The following is a 15,603-nucleotide window of genomic DNA, read 5'->3' as shown; positions in this document are numbered from 1 at the left end:
AACTGAATGACGCCGCCCCCGACGGGCGGGCGCGAAAAGGGGAAGTGATGAAAGTCTATTACGATGCCGATGCCGATCTGGACCTCGTCAAGGGCAAGAAGGTCGCGATCGTGGGCTATGGCAGCCAGGGCCACGCCCACGCGCAGAACCTGCGCGACAGCGGCGTCGGAGAGGTCGTCATCGCCCTGCGCGAAGGTTCGGCGACGCGCCGCAAGGCAGAAGAAGCAGGCTTCAAGGTGATGACCAATGCAGAGGCTGCCGCCTGGGCCGACCTCGTCATGGTTCTGGCGCCCGACGAGCATCAGGCAGCCATCTGGGCGAACGATCTCGCCGGAAACATGAAGCCCGGCTCCGCCCTTGCCTTCGCGCACGGCCTCAATATCCATTTCGGCCTCATCGAGCCGCCCGGCAATATCGACGTCATCATGATCGCGCCCAAGGGTCCGGGCCACACGGTACGCAGCGAATATCAGCGTGGCGGCGGCGTGCCCTGCCTCATCGCGGTTCATCAGGAAAGCGGCGAGAGCGGCGGCAACGGTTACGCGAAGGCGCTCGCCATGTCCTATGCCAGCGCCGTGGGCGGCGGACGCTCGGGCATTATCGAGACGAACTTCAAGGAAGAATGCGAAACGGACCTGTTCGGCGAGCAGGCTGTCCTGTGCGGCGGCATCAGCAACCTCATCATGGCCGGGTTCGAGACGCTGGTCGAAGCCGGCTATGCCCCGGAAATGGCCTATTTCGAGTGCCTCCACGAGACCAAGCTGATCGTCGACCTGCTGTATGAAGGCGGCATCGCGAACATGCGCTATTCCATCTCGAACACGGCGGAATATGGCGACTATCATACCGGCCCGCGCGTCATCACCGACGAGACGAAGGCCGAGATGAAGCGCGTGCTCGAGGACATTCAGGCAGGCCGCTTCGTCCAGCGCTTCATGCTCGACAATGCGGTCGGCAATCCCGAAATGAAGGCGGCGCGCAAGCGGCAGGCAGAGCATCCGATCGAGAAGGTCGGCGCGGAACTGCGTTCGATGATGCCCTGGATCGGTGCTAACAAGCTGGTGGACAAGGAGAAGAACTGACGCCAGTTTGGCGTTCCCCCTTCCCTGAACCGACAAGGAAACACCCGATGCTGTCATTTCGCCATATTCTAGCCGGCGGCGCCGCCGCCACGCTCGCCTTCGCCACGGTCAGCGCGCAGGACATGGCTGCGAACGAGCCGAACGCTGCCGTCGACATCTCGACGATTAGCGGCGGAACCTACTCTGTGGATTCGGCGCACAGCATGGTCGGCTGGCGCGTGCTTCATTTCGGTTTCAACGACTATCTCGGCATCTTCGGCGACGTTTCGGGCACGCTGAGGCTCGATACGGAGAACCCGGACCAGTCGTCCGTATCCGTGACGATCCCTATTGCTGCCGTAACCGTGCCGAGCTCCGAGTTGCGCGACCACCTGTTGCGTCCGGGGGCAGATGGCGGCGAGCCTGATTTCTTCGGTCCGAACCCCGAACCGGCAACCTTCGAATCGACCTCGGTCGATGTCGCCGCCGACAGAAGGAGCGCGATGATCGAGGGCAATCTGACGATGAATGGCGTCACGCGCCCGGTGACCCTCAATGCGCGTCTGACAGGGGCGGGAACGAACCCGATGAACCAGGCGGAGACCGTGGGCTTCGAAGCGGAGACCTCCATCGATCGCTCTGAATTCGGCATCGATTACGGGATGCAGGCCATCGGTGACACGGTCGATCTCAACATCACGATTGCGTTCGAAAAGGACGGCTGACGGCCCGTCCTCTTCGGGTCGCACCGCATTTAAGGAACGTCTTCGGCTCGCCTGTCGTTCGGAATAGCGATCGACTGGAGAAAATCTTGATGCGTTTTGCTTTTGCCCCCGCCCTTGCCGCCGTTGCCGTCCTTCTCGCCGGATGTAGCGAATCCACGCCCGTCGACGATGATGGCGAAACGGTGGCGCAGCCATCCGAAGTCAATATTCCCGAGTTCGAATATAGCCGAGAGCCCAATCGCGAGCCCATCGGCGTTACGGACGAGGCCGGCTGCAATGCCGGTCTCGCCCGACCGTTCGTCGGACAGGAAGCGACCTCGGAAACGCGCGGCGAACTGCTGAGCGCGGTCGCGCCTCTCGTGACCGTTCGCTGGATAAGCCCGGACGAAACGGAGAATGATGAGGTCAATCCGCGACGCCTCACGATCTCGCTCGACGAGGAGGGCGTGATCCAGACCGTTCGTTGCGGTTAGGAGTTTCGTCTGGACAAGATTGCTACTTGCGGCCATACGATCCGCGCAATGATCGAACGGAACGACACGACGCTACGACTTACGCGCCCTTGGGCGTGAGCGTGCTTTCCTGGACGGACGGCATGGAACGTTCAAGGGTCTGACCAGCGCCGCCTTTCGTTTAATAGCCATTTCGAGCCGATTCATGCCCCGCACATCCCTGATGCCGGACCCTTCCCGAAAATACCGGCCCTTCCCCCCCATCGACCTTCCCGACCGCCAATGGCCGAGCCGCCGGATCACGACCCCGCCGCGCTGGCTGTCGACCGACCTGCGCGACGGAAACCAGGCCATCGTCGATCCGATGGACGCGGTGAAGAAGAACCGTTTCTTCGACCTGCTGGTGGAAATCGGTGTGAAGGAGATCGAGGTCGGCTTTCCCAGCGCCGGCACGACCGAGTTCGATTTCATACAGGGTCTCGTTCGCTCCGGGCGTATACCCGAGGACGTCACCGTGCAGGTTCTCACCCAAAGTCGCGAGGACCTGATCCGCACGAGTTTCGCGAGCCTCGAAGGCGCGCGCTCGGCCATCGTTCATCTCTACAACGCGGTAAGCCCGGCATGGCGCGACATCGTTTTCGGGATGAGCCGGGAGCAGGTGCGCCAGATCGCGATCGATGGTGCCCGCATCATGCGCGAAGAGGCCGAAGCGAGGAGCGGGACCGACTGGAACTTTCAGTATTCGCCCGAGACTTTCTCCACCGCCGAACTCGATTTTTCGATCGAGGTATGCGCCAGCGTGATGGAGGTGCTCAAACCGACGTCCGAAAAGCCCATCATCCTCAACCTTCCTGCGACGGTCGAAGCGGCGACGCCGAACATCTATGCCGACCAGATCGAGTATTTCTGTCGCAACCTGCCGGACCGCGATGCCGCCGTCGTCTCGCTGCATACGCATAACGACCGGGGAACCGGCGTCGCGGCGGCGGAACTTGGCCTGATGGCGGGCGCGGACCGCATCGAGGGTTGCCTATTCGGAAATGGCGAGCGGACCGGTAATTGCTGCCTCGTGACGGTCGCCCTGAACATGTATACCCAAGGCATTGATCCTGGGCTCAATTTCTCCGACATCGACCGGGTGATAGAGATCGTGGAGTACTGCAACCAGCTGCCGGTGCATCAACGCCATCCTTATGGCGGCGAACTCGTTTACACCGCTTTTTCCGGCAGTCATCAGGATGCCATCAAGAAGGGCTTTGCCGCGCGCGAGCGGCAGAACGACGATGCCTGGCGAATACCGTATCTTCCTATCGATCCCGCCGATCTGGGACGCACCTACGAGGCGGTCATCCGCGTCAATTCGCAAAGCGGCAAAGGCGGCTTTGCCTGGGTGCTCGAACAGGATCAGGGACTGAAATTGCCCAAACGGATGCAGGCCGACTTCTCCCGTCAGGTACAGGCATTGGCGGATCAGGCGGGCCGCGAACTCAATGCAGCGGACATCTGGGATGTCTTTCGCCGGACATATTACGTGCAGACGAGCGACAAGCACTTCCAGCTCGTCGAATACGAGGAAAGCCGGGCCGGCGACGGTACGCGGATCTTCAGCGGTACGATTGCAGTCGACGGAAAGGAACAAAGTGTCAGCGGTCGCGGCAACGGGCTTATCTCGTCAGTGATTGCGACCTTGCGCGACAGCTTCGGCGTGGCGATCGAAGTGCAGGACTATTCCGAGCATGCAATCGGCAAGGGAACCGATGCGCAGGCCGCCGCCTATCTCGAATGCACGATGGATGGCGGTGGGACCGTATGGGGCTGCGGGATCGACGAGGATGTCGCCACGGCCAGCGTGCGAGCGGTTCTCAGTGCCGCAAATGCTGCCGCAGCGCTGAGCAAGGATGCTTGTTAAGGCTCGATTTCCTAACGCGGACCGTTCGGCTAGGGTGGCGCGATGAAGCACGCGAAACGATTGGCTGCATGACCGGGAATAAGGATCGGCAAGAAAGCTGGTCTCCTTCCCCAGGACAGTGTTCCATGTGTTCCATCGGTTCAGATAACACGCAGGGAGGATGAACAAGAATGACGGAAACGATACTCGAGCCCGACCTGCCGATCATCGATCCGCATCATCACCTATGGGATCTTAGGCCCCTTCTACCAGCATTGGCCGAGGTCGATCATCCGTTCATTCAGACCCTTCGCTGCGCGCCCTACTACAATTTCGACAGCCTGCTGGATGACACCCGGACCGGTCACAACATCATCGGCACGGTCTTCATGGAATGCGGCGCGTTCTACGATGCGCGCCGACCGGCCGAGCTCAAGGTCGTCGGCGAAGTCGAATATGTGAACGGTGTCGCCGCACAGGGCGCGAGCGGACTGTATGGGCAATTCGCTCCCTGCGCCGGTATTGTCGGTCACGCCGACCTGCAACGAGGCGAAAAGGCGGGCGAAGTGCTCGACGCTTTGATCGAAGCAGGGAATGGGCGGTTTCGCGGTATCCGGCATCAGGCGGCTTGGGACGCGGACGCCGAGGTTCTGGGTCCGCCATTTCATGCGCCGGAGGGTCTGCTGCGTCAGGATGACTTCCGCAAAGGGTTCGCCGAACTCGGCAAGCGCGGTCTGACCTTCGATGCTTGGGTGCTCGAACCGCAATTGGGCGACGTGATCGAACTCGCGCGCAGCTTCCCCGATCAGCCGATTTGCCTCGATCATTGCGGGACGCCCATTGGTATCGCCTCCTATCGCGGCAAACTCGACGAGAACTTCGAACGCTGGCGAGCGGGCATTCGCGAACTGGCCAAATGCGAGAATGTCGTCGTCAAGCTGGGAGGGCTCGGCATGGCGACCTGCGGATTGCCTGAAGAAGGTCCGGAAGCCGGATGCGAAAGCGAAACGCTCGCACGTCTATGGCGTCCCTATATCGAAACGTGCATCGAAGCCTTCGGGCCCGAAAGAGCCATGTTCGAAAGCAACTTCCCCGTCGATCGGTGGGGTGCGACCTATCCGGTGCTGTGGAACGCGTTCAAGCACCTCACCGCCGATGCGAGCGATGATGAAAAGGCGGCACTCTATGCCGGCTCGGCGGCTTCGTTCTACGGTATCGAACATTTGCTAGAAACGGCCTGATTGCCTAAAGCCTGCCAGTCGGTTTTCATTTGAAACGGAGAACGAGAGTGTTTGCGAAGCCGCCCTTCGACAAGATGCGCCTGCCGGTCATCGGAGCGCCCCTGTTTATCGTCTCCGGCCCCGAACTGGTCATCGCGCAATGCAAGGCCGGGATCGTCGGCAGTTTTCCCGCACTCAACGCGCGCCCCGCATCCATGCTCGACGAGTGGCTTCATCAGATAACCGAAGAACTGTCCGCCTTTCGCCGCGACAATCCCGACGCGCCGGTCGCGCCCTTCGCCGTCAACCAGATCGTCCACAAGACGAACAACCGGTTGGAGGAGGACGTCGCGCTCTGCGAAAAATGGCAGGTGCCGATGATGATAACCTCATTGGGTGCGAGGGAGGAAATCTTCGAGGCGGCCCATCGCTGGGGCGGCATCGTGCTGCACGACGTGATCAACGACCGGTTCGCGCGCAAGGCTATCGAGAAAGGCGCGGACGGGCTCATTCCCGTCGCTGCCGGAGCAGGAGGTCACGCAGGCACGATCTCGCCCTTCGCGCTGATGCAGGACATCCGGGAGTGGTTCGACGGCCCGATCGCGCTGTCCGGCTCGATCGCACATGGCCGCTCCATTCTGGCAGCCCAGGCTCTCGGCGCGGATTTAGCCTATATGGGTTCGGCCTGGATCGCGACCGAGGAAGCAAACGCCGACGAAGGCTACAAGAACGCGATCGTCGAGGCCAATTCGAGCGACATCGTCTATTCCAACCTCTTTACCGGCGTGCATGGAAACTACTTGCGGAAATCGATCGAGAATGCCGGGCTCGATCCGGACGACCTGCCCGAAAGCGATCCGAGCAAGATGAACTTCGGATCGGGAGGAAATACGAAGGCCAAGGCCTGGAAGGACATCTGGGGCGCAGGGCAAGGCAACGGACCGATCAAGTCGGTTGGAAGCGTGGCTGATCAGGTCGAACGGCTGGCGCGCGAATATGACGAAGCGAAGAAGCAACTTTTCGAAGCGTCGGAGGCCTTCCCGCGGCGCTGATCAGAAGATGCCGGCGCGCAATCCTTCGGCCATGGCTTCGCCGAGTTCGCGGCATTGCTTCCGTCGCTCCTCGTCCAGCGTTTTCTCCGCCAGTATCGCCTCGGGTTCCTGCGCATCGAAATTGAAGATTACCGGTTCAGCGATGCGCTTCAGTCGCCAGCCTTTCGCTATGCGGTCGATCTGACGCTGGGCTCCCTCACCGTCCGATCCTGCCGCGATCAATGTCGCGAAGGGGCGTCCTTCGAGCTTGCCGAGGCAGGGGTAATAGCAGCGGTCGAACATGTCCTTCATCATGCCGCTCATGCTGGCGAGGTTTTCGGGACAGACGAACAGGAAGCCGCCCGCGTCGAGAAGGTCCGCCGGTTCCACCTTCTCGGCGGGGAGCAACCGGGCTTCCTCGCCCGCGGCCTCGGCTGCGTTTTTGGCCATCGCTTGAGATGCGCCTGTCCGACTATGCCAGATGATCAAAAGTGACGAACTTGCCATGCTTGGGCGGACCTCCGCCATCGCTGCGGGAAAGTCAAACGCGCGGCCTTTGATTGCGGTTCGCGAAGCGCTAGATATCTGCCGATGAACACTTCTTTTTCTCCCCCTGCATTCGGCGTCGAACGTTCGCTGTCCGGCAAGCGATGGCGCTGGCGCGGAGGGAATATGGACATGCGCAGCGGAACCGCCGATCCGACGCAGGATCTGGTGACGCAGTTGCTCCGCGCGCGTGGCGTGAGCGAGAGCGATCTCGACCGGGAGCGGCAACCAACCCTGCGCAGCTTCCTTCCCGACCCGGCGGAATTTCGCGACATGACGACGGCTGCCGACCGCATCGTGCAAGCAATACTGTCCGAGGAAAAAATCACAATCTACGGCGATTATGACGTCGACGGGGCAACAAGTGCAGCCTTGCTCATACGCTTGCTGCGAATGCTCGGCGTCGAAGCCGAATATTACATCCCTGACAGGCTGCTCGAGGGCTACGGGCCGACGGGCTCGGCGTTGGTTGAATTGGGTCGACAAGGCAGCAGCCTCGTCGTTACGGTCGATTGTGGGGCGATGGCGCACGAGGCCCTAGCGATGGCCCACGAAGCTGGAGTCGACGTGATCGTCGTCGATCACCACAAATGTTCGGCGGACCTGCCGGTCGCCTCCGCCTTGGTCAATCCGAACCGTCTCGACGAAAGCGACCTTGCGGCATCGCACGGACACTTGGCAGCCGTGGGCGTCGCTTTCCTGCTGGCCATCGAAGTCGTACGCGTATTGCGCCAGCGCGACTATTTCGATGGGCGCGAAGAGCCCAACCTCCTGTCGCTACTCGACCTTGTCGCGTTGGGCACAGTAGCGGACGTCGCGGCACTGAGGGGTCTCAACCGCGCCTTCGTGGCGCAGGGTCTCAAAGTCCTGGCCAAGCGTCAGAATATCGGAATGGCAGCCCTGCTCGATACCAGTCGCCTGAAGCGTGCGCCAGTATGCAGCGATCTTGGCTTCGCGCTCGGTCCACGAATAAACGCTGGCGGCCGCGTCGGAGAATCAACCTTGGGCGTGCGCTTGCTGACGACGGAAGACCGGGAGGAAGCTCAGTTCATCGCGGAACAGCTCTCGGGCCTCAATGAGGAGCGTCGCGCCATCGAACGCGAAGTTCAGGAGGCATCGGAGCAACTTCTCGAAAGCCAGCGCGACAACGCCGTGCATGTTCTGGCCGGAGAAGGCTGGCACCCCGGCGTCATCGGGATCGTCGCCGGACGGGTGAAGGAAAAGACCGGCAAGCCCTCGATCGTCGTCGCGCTCGATAATTCGACGGGACAGGGGAAAGGCTCCGGTCGCTCGATACCGGGGGTGGATCTGGGCGCAGCCATTATCGCTGCGCGAGAGGCGGGCTTGCTCGCCGCAGGGGGCGGTCACGCGATGGCAGCCGGACTTACGATCGAGGCCGACCGTTTGAATGATTTGGCCGCGTGGCTCGACGAGCGCCTGGCAGGAGCGGTTGCGCAAGCGCGCCAGAGCCTCGATGTTGCACTCGACCTCGGACTTGCGCCGGGAGGTGTCAGTCCATCACTGGTCGAAGCCATGGAACTGGCCGGACCCTACGGTGTCGGCTGGCCCGGTCCACGGGTGGCCGTTGGTCCGGTAGAACTCGTGAAATGCGATGTCGTGGGAAGCGACCATGTTCGCCTGATAGCTCGCGGCGCCGATGGTCATAGTTTCAAGGCAATCGCCTTCCGCATTGCGGATAGCGACATGGGGCAGACGCTGCTTCACGCATCGCGGGGGCGCAAGCTGTGGCTGGCCGGGCGCGTGAAGATCGATGACTGGGGCTCGCGTCCCGCAGCGGAAATGCATCTCGAAGACGCTGCTTGGGCCGACTGACCGGTCTCTTACCGAAGCAATGTGTGGAGGTGGTGACCCCTACGGGAATCGAACCCGTGTTTCAGCCGTGAAAGGGCCGCGTCCTAACCGCTAGACGAAGGGGCCAAGAGGCCGGCTGAGCCGGACCGATGGTGTGGCGGCGCAATTACGTAGCATCGCCAAGACAGTCAAGCCTTGCTCCGCTATTTTTTGAAAACGCGTTCGAAAGATGGCAATTCGTCGGCGCAAGGCTGCTTGGCGTGGCGCGATGAAGCGGCTAGTCGAGCGCTCGATGAGTAGTCTTTCCGACTTTTCCTGGGCTGGGTTCGCACTCGCCGCACTGGCCGGCGTGGTCATGATTGCGGCAGGCGTCGATCCAATTCTCGTCGGGGTGGTCGTCCTTGTGTGGGTCGGCAGCCTCATGCTGGCAGCCTCCCGCCCCCCTCAGGTCGAGGCGAACTCCGCATCGTCGTCCATCAACGCAAAGGCGATGCGCGAAATGCTCGACTTGTCGGGATCGCCACTGATGATGACCAATCGGGGCAAGATCGAGATCGCCAATGCCGAGGCGCGGCGCCTTCTGGGCGAGCATATCGTCGGTCAGGACGTGCGCGTGGCATTTCGCAACCCGGAAGCAATCGAATTGCTGACCAGCGACAAGGGCGGTTCGACAATCGTGCAGGGACTGGTCAGGCGCCGCGACATCTGGCGCATTGGGCAGCAGGTTATCAGCGATCGCCATGCCGTCATCGAATTACTGGATCAAAGCTCCGAATCAGATGTCAGCCGCGCGCATTCGGACTTTGTCGCCAATGCGAGTCACGAATTGCGCACCCCCCTCGCCTCGATCATCGGCTATGTCGAAACGCTGGTCGAGGACGGCGAGGAGGTATCGCCGGCCAACAGGATCAGGTTTCACGAGACCATCCTGCGCGAAGCCAACCGAATGCTGGCGCTGGTCAACGACCTCATGTCGTTGTCACGCATCGAAGCGGAAAAGCACGATCCTCCGGCACAGCCCCTGGTGTTGAACGAATTGGTTGAGCAGGCAGCGAAGGACGGAGCGGGACCGGATCGCGAGGCGAGGCTGCGCTTCGATATGCAACAGAACTTCACAATTCGCGGGGACGAGCAGCAGATCGAACAGCTTGTCCGCAATCTGGTCGACAACGCGCTCAAATACGGATCGCAGACGGAAAGCGTGACGGTTGCGCTCGAAACTGCCCGCAATGATCAGGTGAGGATGGTTGTGAGCGACCGTGGAACGGGCATCGAAGCAGAGCACCTTCCGCATCTCACGCGGCGTTTCTACCGCACCGATCCAGGTCGCAGCCGCGCTTCGGGAGGGACGGGCCTCGGCCTTGCCATCGTCAAGCATATCGTCGAACGCCATCGGGGACGCATGACCATCGAAAGCAAGATCGGCGAGGGAACCCGGGTCGCTATTCGCTTTCCCTTGTATGATAACGGGGTTGGAAAAGTTTCGGAGAATCCGGAGAAATGAGCGCGAGAAATTTGTCTTGTGATTAAACTCGCGGACGTCCCTCCTCATTCCGCAATCAGTCGTCTAACGCATGGTCGTGCCAAAGATACAACGGGCGAACGGTAGTGGAGACAGGCATTGCGACGCTGTCTCCAATTCGTAACATTAGGTCGCTCTAGCGCGGCTATCTTTCCGCCAAACAGGCAAAGGTTGGCAGTCATGTATCGCAGTTTTCCTAGTATTTTCGTCGCCGCGGGCGCTCTGGCTCTCGCATCCTGCGGAGGTTCCGGCGGTTCCGATTCGCGGAACCAGGTTCGCGCTGTCGGATCCTCTACGGTCTTTCCGTTCGCAAAGAAGGTCGCCGAGCAATTGACACTCGACAATCCCGGCATCGGCTCGCCGATTATCGAATCGACCGGGACCGGAGCTGGTTTCAACTTGTTCTGCCAAGGCATCGGCGCCGATACGCCCGACGTGACCATGGCATCACGCCGGATCAAGAGTTCCGAGTTCGCGCAATGCCAGAGCAATGGCGTTGACGAAGTGGTCGAATTGCAGGTTGGCCTCGATGGCATTGCCTTCGCGTCCGCGCAGAACGGCATCTCGATGAACCTCACTCCGGAAATCGTTTACCGGGCTTTGGCCGCCAATCCCTATGGCGAAGAGCAGACGGCTGAGACCTGGTCGGACATCGATCCCTCACTGCCCGACGAGCCTATCCTGGTCTATGGCCCCCCTCCCACCTCGGGAACGCGCGATGCGTTGAAGGAACTGGTTCTCGAAGTCGGATGCGACGCCAATCCGGAAATGGAGCAGCTCGCCGAAACGGACGAAGAGCGGCACACTGCAATTTGTACCGAAGTTCGCAATGACGGTGCTTACGTCCAGCAGGGCGAGCAGGACAATCTCATCGTCCAGAAGATCGAAACCAATCCGCAGGCCGTCGGCGTATTCGGATATTCCTATCTCGAAGAGAACTCCGACCGGGTTCAGGGCTTGCCAATGAACGGTGTCGAACCGACTTACGAGAACATTGCATCGTTCGACTATCTCGGTGCACGTCCGCTGTATGTCTACGTCAAGAAAGCGCATGTCGGCAACATTCCGGGACTGCGCGAATTCATCGACCAGTGGACCAAGAGCTGGAACGAAGATGGCCCCCTCGCCGCTATCGGTCTGGTTGCCACACCAAATGACGTGCGCAGCGAACAGATGCGCCGCGCAACCGAATTGACGGCTCTTACAAGCGAAGATCTGAGCTGATCGTCCGCTGACTCATGACAATAACAACTCTCTTGCTGCTGGCTGTCGGGCTTGCACTGGCCGGATGGCTGGCAGCAAGGGCGCGTGCATGGAGCTTTCAAAAGGCTGATGGCGCGCGAAGACTGGCCGCGCGACCGCAATATCATGCGTGGTTCGTCGCGTTGTGGATCATCCTGCCAGTCCTGCTGTTCATCGGTTTATGGAGCGTCATATCGCCCCAACTCGTCACCCAATCCGTTCTCGCAAGTCCCGCTGGTCAGGCCCTGCCTGATTTCGATCTCGAGCGAACCAAACTGCTGAACGAAGCGCGTGCCGTCGCCGAGGGTTCGGCGATTGGTGTGTTCAACGAGGGAGCGCGGCCCCTTATCGAACCGTATCGCGATGCATTGTCGCGTTATCAGTTCATCGGTCTGGCGCTCACCGTCATTATCGCTCTGCTTGCCGGAATGCAGGCATTCTTGCGATTGAAGCCGGACTTCGCAGCGCGGACGAAAGTCGAGAAGATCGTGATGTCGGTGCTGATCTTGGCATCGCTGGTCGCCATTCTCACGACCCTTGGCATCGTCGTCAGCCTTGTCTTCGAAACCTTTCGCTTCTTCGAGAAGATCAGCCCGATCGATTTCCTGTTTGGAACCGAATGGGGTCCCGACCCGATCGCGAGTGCCGACAATCCCGATCCGAGCCGCTACGGTGCAATTCCGCTTTTCTGGGGCACGATCTATATTGGCGCGATTATTGCGATGATTGTTGCCATTCCCCTGGGCTTGATGAGCGCAATCTACCTCACGCAATATGCCAGTCCGAAATGGCGCAGCTGGCTCAAGCCGACGCTCGAAATTCTGGCTGGCGTACCGACCGTGGTTTACGGTTATTTTGCCGCGCTGACCGTCGCACCCTTCATCCGCGACATTGCGCGCGCTGCCGGGGTCGAGAATGCGTCGAGCGAGAGTGCCCTCGCAGCCGGTCTCGTTATGGGCGTGATGATTATACCGTTCGTATCATCCATGGCTGACGATTCGATCGCCGCTGTTCCGCAGTCCATGCGCGATGGCAGCCTCGCCATGGGTGCGACGACGTCCGAAACAATCCGCCGCGTCCTTGTACCCGCAGCCTTGCCGGGTATCGTGGCCGGTATCATGCTGGCCATCAGCCGCGCGATCGGAGAAACGATGATCGTCGTCATGGCCGCCGGTGCCGCTGCAAACCTGACAGCCAATCCTCTGGAAACCATGACGACTGTCACTTACCAGATCGTCGCGTTGCTGACTGGAGAAGGAAGCTTCGATCACCCTGCGACCCTCGCAGCATTCGCGCTCGGCTTCGTCCTGTTTCTCGTGACGCTCGGGTTGAACTTCATCGCTCTCCGCGTCGTTAAGCGATTTCGTGAGGCTTACGAATAGCCATGGCGAGCTTTTCCAATCCGACACGTACCGCCGAGTTCGACAAGCGCCTTCGCAAGCGCTATCTCGCCGAGAAACGTTTCAAGTTCTTCGGCCTCGCCGCTATCCTGTTTTCCATTACTGTCCTGGCGATTCTGCTCGTTTCGATGTCGCTCAATGCGGTTGGCGGGTTTCAGCGGACGGAACTGCAAGTCCCCATAGATTTCGCAGCCTCAGGCCTTGCCGGGGACGAGGCCACCCTGAGAAGCGAGCGAGCCCTCTCTTCCCTTGAAGCGCAAGGTCTTCCGCAGATCGTGGAAGCAGCGGTAGAGGCAGAGACCGGATTGGAAGGGTCTGCCATCCTCAACTCGTCGGCGTGGCGAGAGGTGGCCCAGCAAATTGTAGACGATCCTGGAATTTTGCAACGCGAGGAAGTCGTTTCGCTTCCCATCGATGCCAAGCTAGCATCGGGTTATGCGGGCGAGGGTTCGCCGGAAATGCAGGCTCTTGCTGACGAGTTGTCGGAAGCGGGCCTGATCGAAAACCGGTTCGACTGGGGCTTTCTGACCCGCTCGGATGCGACGAGCCCGCAACAGGTCGGCATTTGGGGGGCTCTGAAGGGTTCGATGCTGACGATGCTGGTCACTCTCGCACTTGCTTTTCCCATTGGAGTGCTGGCTGCGGTTTACCTTGAAGAATATGCGCCGAAGAACCGGCTCACCGATATAATCGAAGTATCGATCAACAATCTTGCCGCAGTTCCTTCCATCATTTTCGGACTTCTCGGCCTGGCTGTCTTTCTCTGGATTTTTCCGAACATGCGATCGGCACCGCTGATCGGCGGGATGACGCTGGCCCTTATGACCATGCCCGTCATCGTCATCTCGGGTCGCAACGCCATCAAGGCAGTGCCGCCCTCGATCAGGGATGGCGGGCTAGCCCTTGGCGCATCGCGCGTGCAGGTGGTTTTCCATCACGTCCTTCCGCTGGCCCTACCCGGCATTCTGACGGGCACGATTATTGGAATGGCGCGCGCCCTCGGCGAGACGGCTCCGCTTCTCATGATTGGCATGCGTGCGTTCGTTGCCAGTCCGCCAGACGGCTTCACGTCCCCGGCAACCGTATTACCCGTGCAGATTTTCCTGTGGTCCGACGAGATCGACCGCGGCTTCGTCGAGCGCACGAGTGCGGCAATTATAGTGCTATTGATCTTCCTCCTGCTAATGAACGGATTAGCTATCTACCTGCGCAATAAATTCGAGAAAAAGTGGTGACCAGAATACACCAGAACATGGAAGTCCGTGATGCGAAGATGCAGGCCCGCGACGTCTCGGTCTATTACGAGAGCAAGCGCGCCATCGACAACGTATCGATCGACATTCCGAACAAGCTGGTGACTGCGTTCATCGGACCATCGGGCTGCGGAAAGTCGACATTCCTGCGGACCTTGAACCGTATGAACGACACCATCCCCTCTGCCCGGGTAGACGGTGAAATTACGCTGGACGGCGAGAATATTTACAGTCCGAAAATTGACGTCGTACAGCTACGCGCACGTGTCGGGATGGTGTTTCAAAAGCCCAATCCCTTCCCCAAGTCGATCTACGAAAACGTCGCTTACGGACCGCGTATCCATGGCTTTGCGGAAAAGAAGGACGACATGGATGCCGTCGTCGAGCATTCGCTCAAGCGCGCCGGTCTTTGGGAAGAAGTGAAGGATCGGCTGAGCGATTCCGGAACCGCTCTTTCCGGCGGACAACAGCAGCGGCTCTGCATCGCACGCGCGATTGCGGTCGACCCGGAAGTCATCCTTATGGACGAACCATGTTCGGCACTCGACCCGATTGCGACTGCGAAGATCGAGGAGCTGATAAATGACCTCGCTGACAATTACGCGATCGTCATCGTGACCCATTCGATGCAGCAGGCAGCGCGCGTATCGCAGCGCACAGCCTTCTTTCACCTTGGGCAAATGGTCGAATACGGACCGACATCCGATATCTTCACGAACCCGCTGGAAACTCGGACCAAAGACTATATCACCGGAAGGTACGGATGATGGTGGAACATACAGTCAAGGCATTCGACGAAGACATCACCCGCCTGAGGGGTCTCATCGCAGAGATGGGCGGCCTCGCCGAAGTTTCCATTCAGGAAGCGATCGAAGCGATCGTCCGGGGCGATGTGGAACTCGGCAAGAAAGTGGTCGCTCGCGACAAGAAGATCGATGTCCTCGAGGCAGAGGTCGACACGCTTTCCGTGCGGGTCATCGCCCTAAGGGCGCCGATGGCCGACGACTTGCGCGAGGTAATCGCGGCGCTGAAAATTGCCGGTGTGGTCGAGCGGATCGGCGACTATGCAAAGAACATTGCCAAGCGGGTCGATCGGATTGAACAACGCAGCCGCTTCGAACCCCTAACTTTGATCCCCGCAATGGCCGAAGTCGCAGCAGAGATGGTCCATGACGTGCTGACGGCCTATGCCGCACGTGACCCTGATTTGGCGCTGGACGTTATCCAGGCCGATGAAAAGGTCGATGCGTTCTACGACAGCATCTTCCGCAATCTCGTCAGCCATATGGTTGAAAACCCCGCAACGATTTCGAGCGCCGCACAGCTGCTCTTCGTTGCCCGTAATATCGAACGTATCGGAGACCATGCTACGAATGTCGCCGAGATGGTCCACTTCGCCGCTACCGGCACCTATCCGATCGACGACGACCTCTAAGCAGCGGCGAGGCAAT

Annotated in this window: 14 protein-coding genes and 1 tRNA gene; 13 read left to right on the top strand and 2 right to left on the bottom strand. The window is 60.0% G+C overall.

Annotated features, from left to right (window positions below; genetic code table 11):
• Positions 1-47: 47 nt before the first annotated feature.
• The 6 genes from ilvC (at position 48) to GRI38_RS03965 (ending at position 6,398) form a co-directional block, all read left to right on the top strand.
• On the top strand, positions 48-1,082 hold the full coding sequence (gene ilvC, locus GRI38_RS03990) for a ketol-acid reductoisomerase (RefSeq protein ID WP_160681607.1): 1,035 nt from the start codon (positions 48-50) through the stop codon (positions 1,080-1,082).
• A 47-nt stretch (positions 1,083-1,129) separates the two neighbouring features.
• The gene (locus GRI38_RS03985) at positions 1,130-1,786 is read left to right on the top strand and encodes a YceI family protein (RefSeq protein ID WP_160681606.1); all 657 of its coding nucleotides are present in this window, start codon (positions 1,130-1,132) and stop codon (positions 1,784-1,786) included.
• Positions 1,787-1,875: 89 nt separating this feature from the next.
• Entirely contained in the window at positions 1,876-2,259 is a 384-nt protein-coding gene (locus GRI38_RS03980) for an I78 family peptidase inhibitor (protein ID WP_160681605.1), read from the top strand.
• Between the two features lie 184 nt (positions 2,260-2,443).
• A complete protein-coding gene (gene leuA / locus GRI38_RS03975) occupies positions 2,444-4,147 on the top strand; it encodes a 2-isopropylmalate synthase (protein WP_160681604.1) in 1,704 nt (567 codons plus the stop codon).
• A 170-nt stretch (positions 4,148-4,317) separates the two neighbouring features.
• Positions 4,318-5,367, top strand: a complete 1,050-nt coding sequence (locus GRI38_RS03970; protein ID WP_160681603.1) for an amidohydrolase family protein — start codon at positions 4,318-4,320, stop codon at positions 5,365-5,367.
• 74 nt (positions 5,368-5,441) lie between these two features.
• The gene (locus GRI38_RS03965; RefSeq protein ID WP_160682455.1) at positions 5,442-6,398 is read left to right on the top strand and encodes an NAD(P)H-dependent flavin oxidoreductase; all 957 of its coding nucleotides are present in this window, start codon (positions 5,442-5,444) and stop codon (positions 6,396-6,398) included.
• Here GRI38_RS03965 and GRI38_RS03960 read toward each other — a convergent pair whose 3' ends face one another.
• Entirely contained in the window at positions 6,399-6,827 is a 429-nt protein-coding gene (locus GRI38_RS03960; protein WP_419880258.1) for a flavodoxin family protein, read from the bottom strand.
• 141 nt (positions 6,828-6,968) lie between these two features.
• Here GRI38_RS03960 and recJ point away from each other — a divergent pair, with 141 nt between their 5' ends.
• Positions 6,969-8,756 (top strand): single-stranded-DNA-specific exonuclease RecJ, encoded by a 1,788-nt coding sequence (recJ, locus tag GRI38_RS03955; RefSeq protein WP_160681601.1) that lies wholly within the window; start codon positions 6,969-6,971, stop codon positions 8,754-8,756.
• A gap of 30 nt (positions 8,757-8,786) precedes the next feature.
• Here recJ and GRI38_RS03950 read toward each other — a convergent pair.
• A tRNA-Glu gene (locus GRI38_RS03950) sits at positions 8,787-8,861 on the bottom strand.
• A 103-nt stretch (positions 8,862-8,964) separates the two neighbouring features.
• Here GRI38_RS03950 and GRI38_RS03945 point away from each other — a divergent pair.
• From GRI38_RS03945 to phoU, 6 genes are all read left to right on the top strand, one after another.
• A complete protein-coding gene (locus GRI38_RS03945; RefSeq protein WP_237487337.1) occupies positions 8,965-10,239 on the top strand; it encodes a sensor histidine kinase in 1,275 nt (424 codons plus the stop codon).
• A 198-nt stretch (positions 10,240-10,437) separates the two neighbouring features.
• Positions 10,438-11,481, top strand: a complete 1,044-nt coding sequence (locus tag GRI38_RS03940) for a substrate-binding domain-containing protein (RefSeq protein WP_160681600.1) — start codon at positions 10,438-10,440, stop codon at positions 11,479-11,481.
• 14 nt (positions 11,482-11,495) lie between these two features.
• The gene (gene pstC / locus GRI38_RS03935; protein ID WP_160681599.1) at positions 11,496-12,881 is read left to right on the top strand and encodes a phosphate ABC transporter permease subunit PstC; all 1,386 of its coding nucleotides are present in this window, start codon (positions 11,496-11,498) and stop codon (positions 12,879-12,881) included.
• A gap of 2 nt (positions 12,882-12,883) precedes the next feature.
• Complete coding sequence (gene pstA, locus GRI38_RS03930) at positions 12,884-14,134, top strand: phosphate ABC transporter permease PstA (protein WP_160681598.1); 1,251 nt, start codon at positions 12,884-12,886, stop codon at positions 14,132-14,134.
• Between the two features lie 17 nt (positions 14,135-14,151).
• Positions 14,152-14,919 carry a phosphate ABC transporter ATP-binding protein PstB gene (gene pstB / locus GRI38_RS03925; protein ID WP_202389894.1) on the top strand — a complete coding sequence of 256 codons (768 nt, stop codon included), beginning with the start codon at positions 14,152-14,154 and terminating at the stop codon, positions 14,917-14,919.
• Entirely contained in the window at positions 14,916-15,587 is a 672-nt protein-coding gene (gene phoU / locus GRI38_RS03920) for a phosphate signaling complex protein PhoU (RefSeq protein WP_160681596.1), read from the top strand. Before pstB ends, phoU begins: the two co-directional genes overlap by 4 nt.
• Positions 15,588-15,603 lie beyond the last annotated feature (16 nt).

Source organism: Parapontixanthobacter aurantiacus (genome assembly GCF_009827635.1).
Classification (GTDB): domain Bacteria; phylum Pseudomonadota; class Alphaproteobacteria; order Sphingomonadales; family Sphingomonadaceae; genus Parapontixanthobacter; species Parapontixanthobacter aurantiacus.
This window is presented reverse-complemented; position numbering and strand designations above follow the sequence as displayed.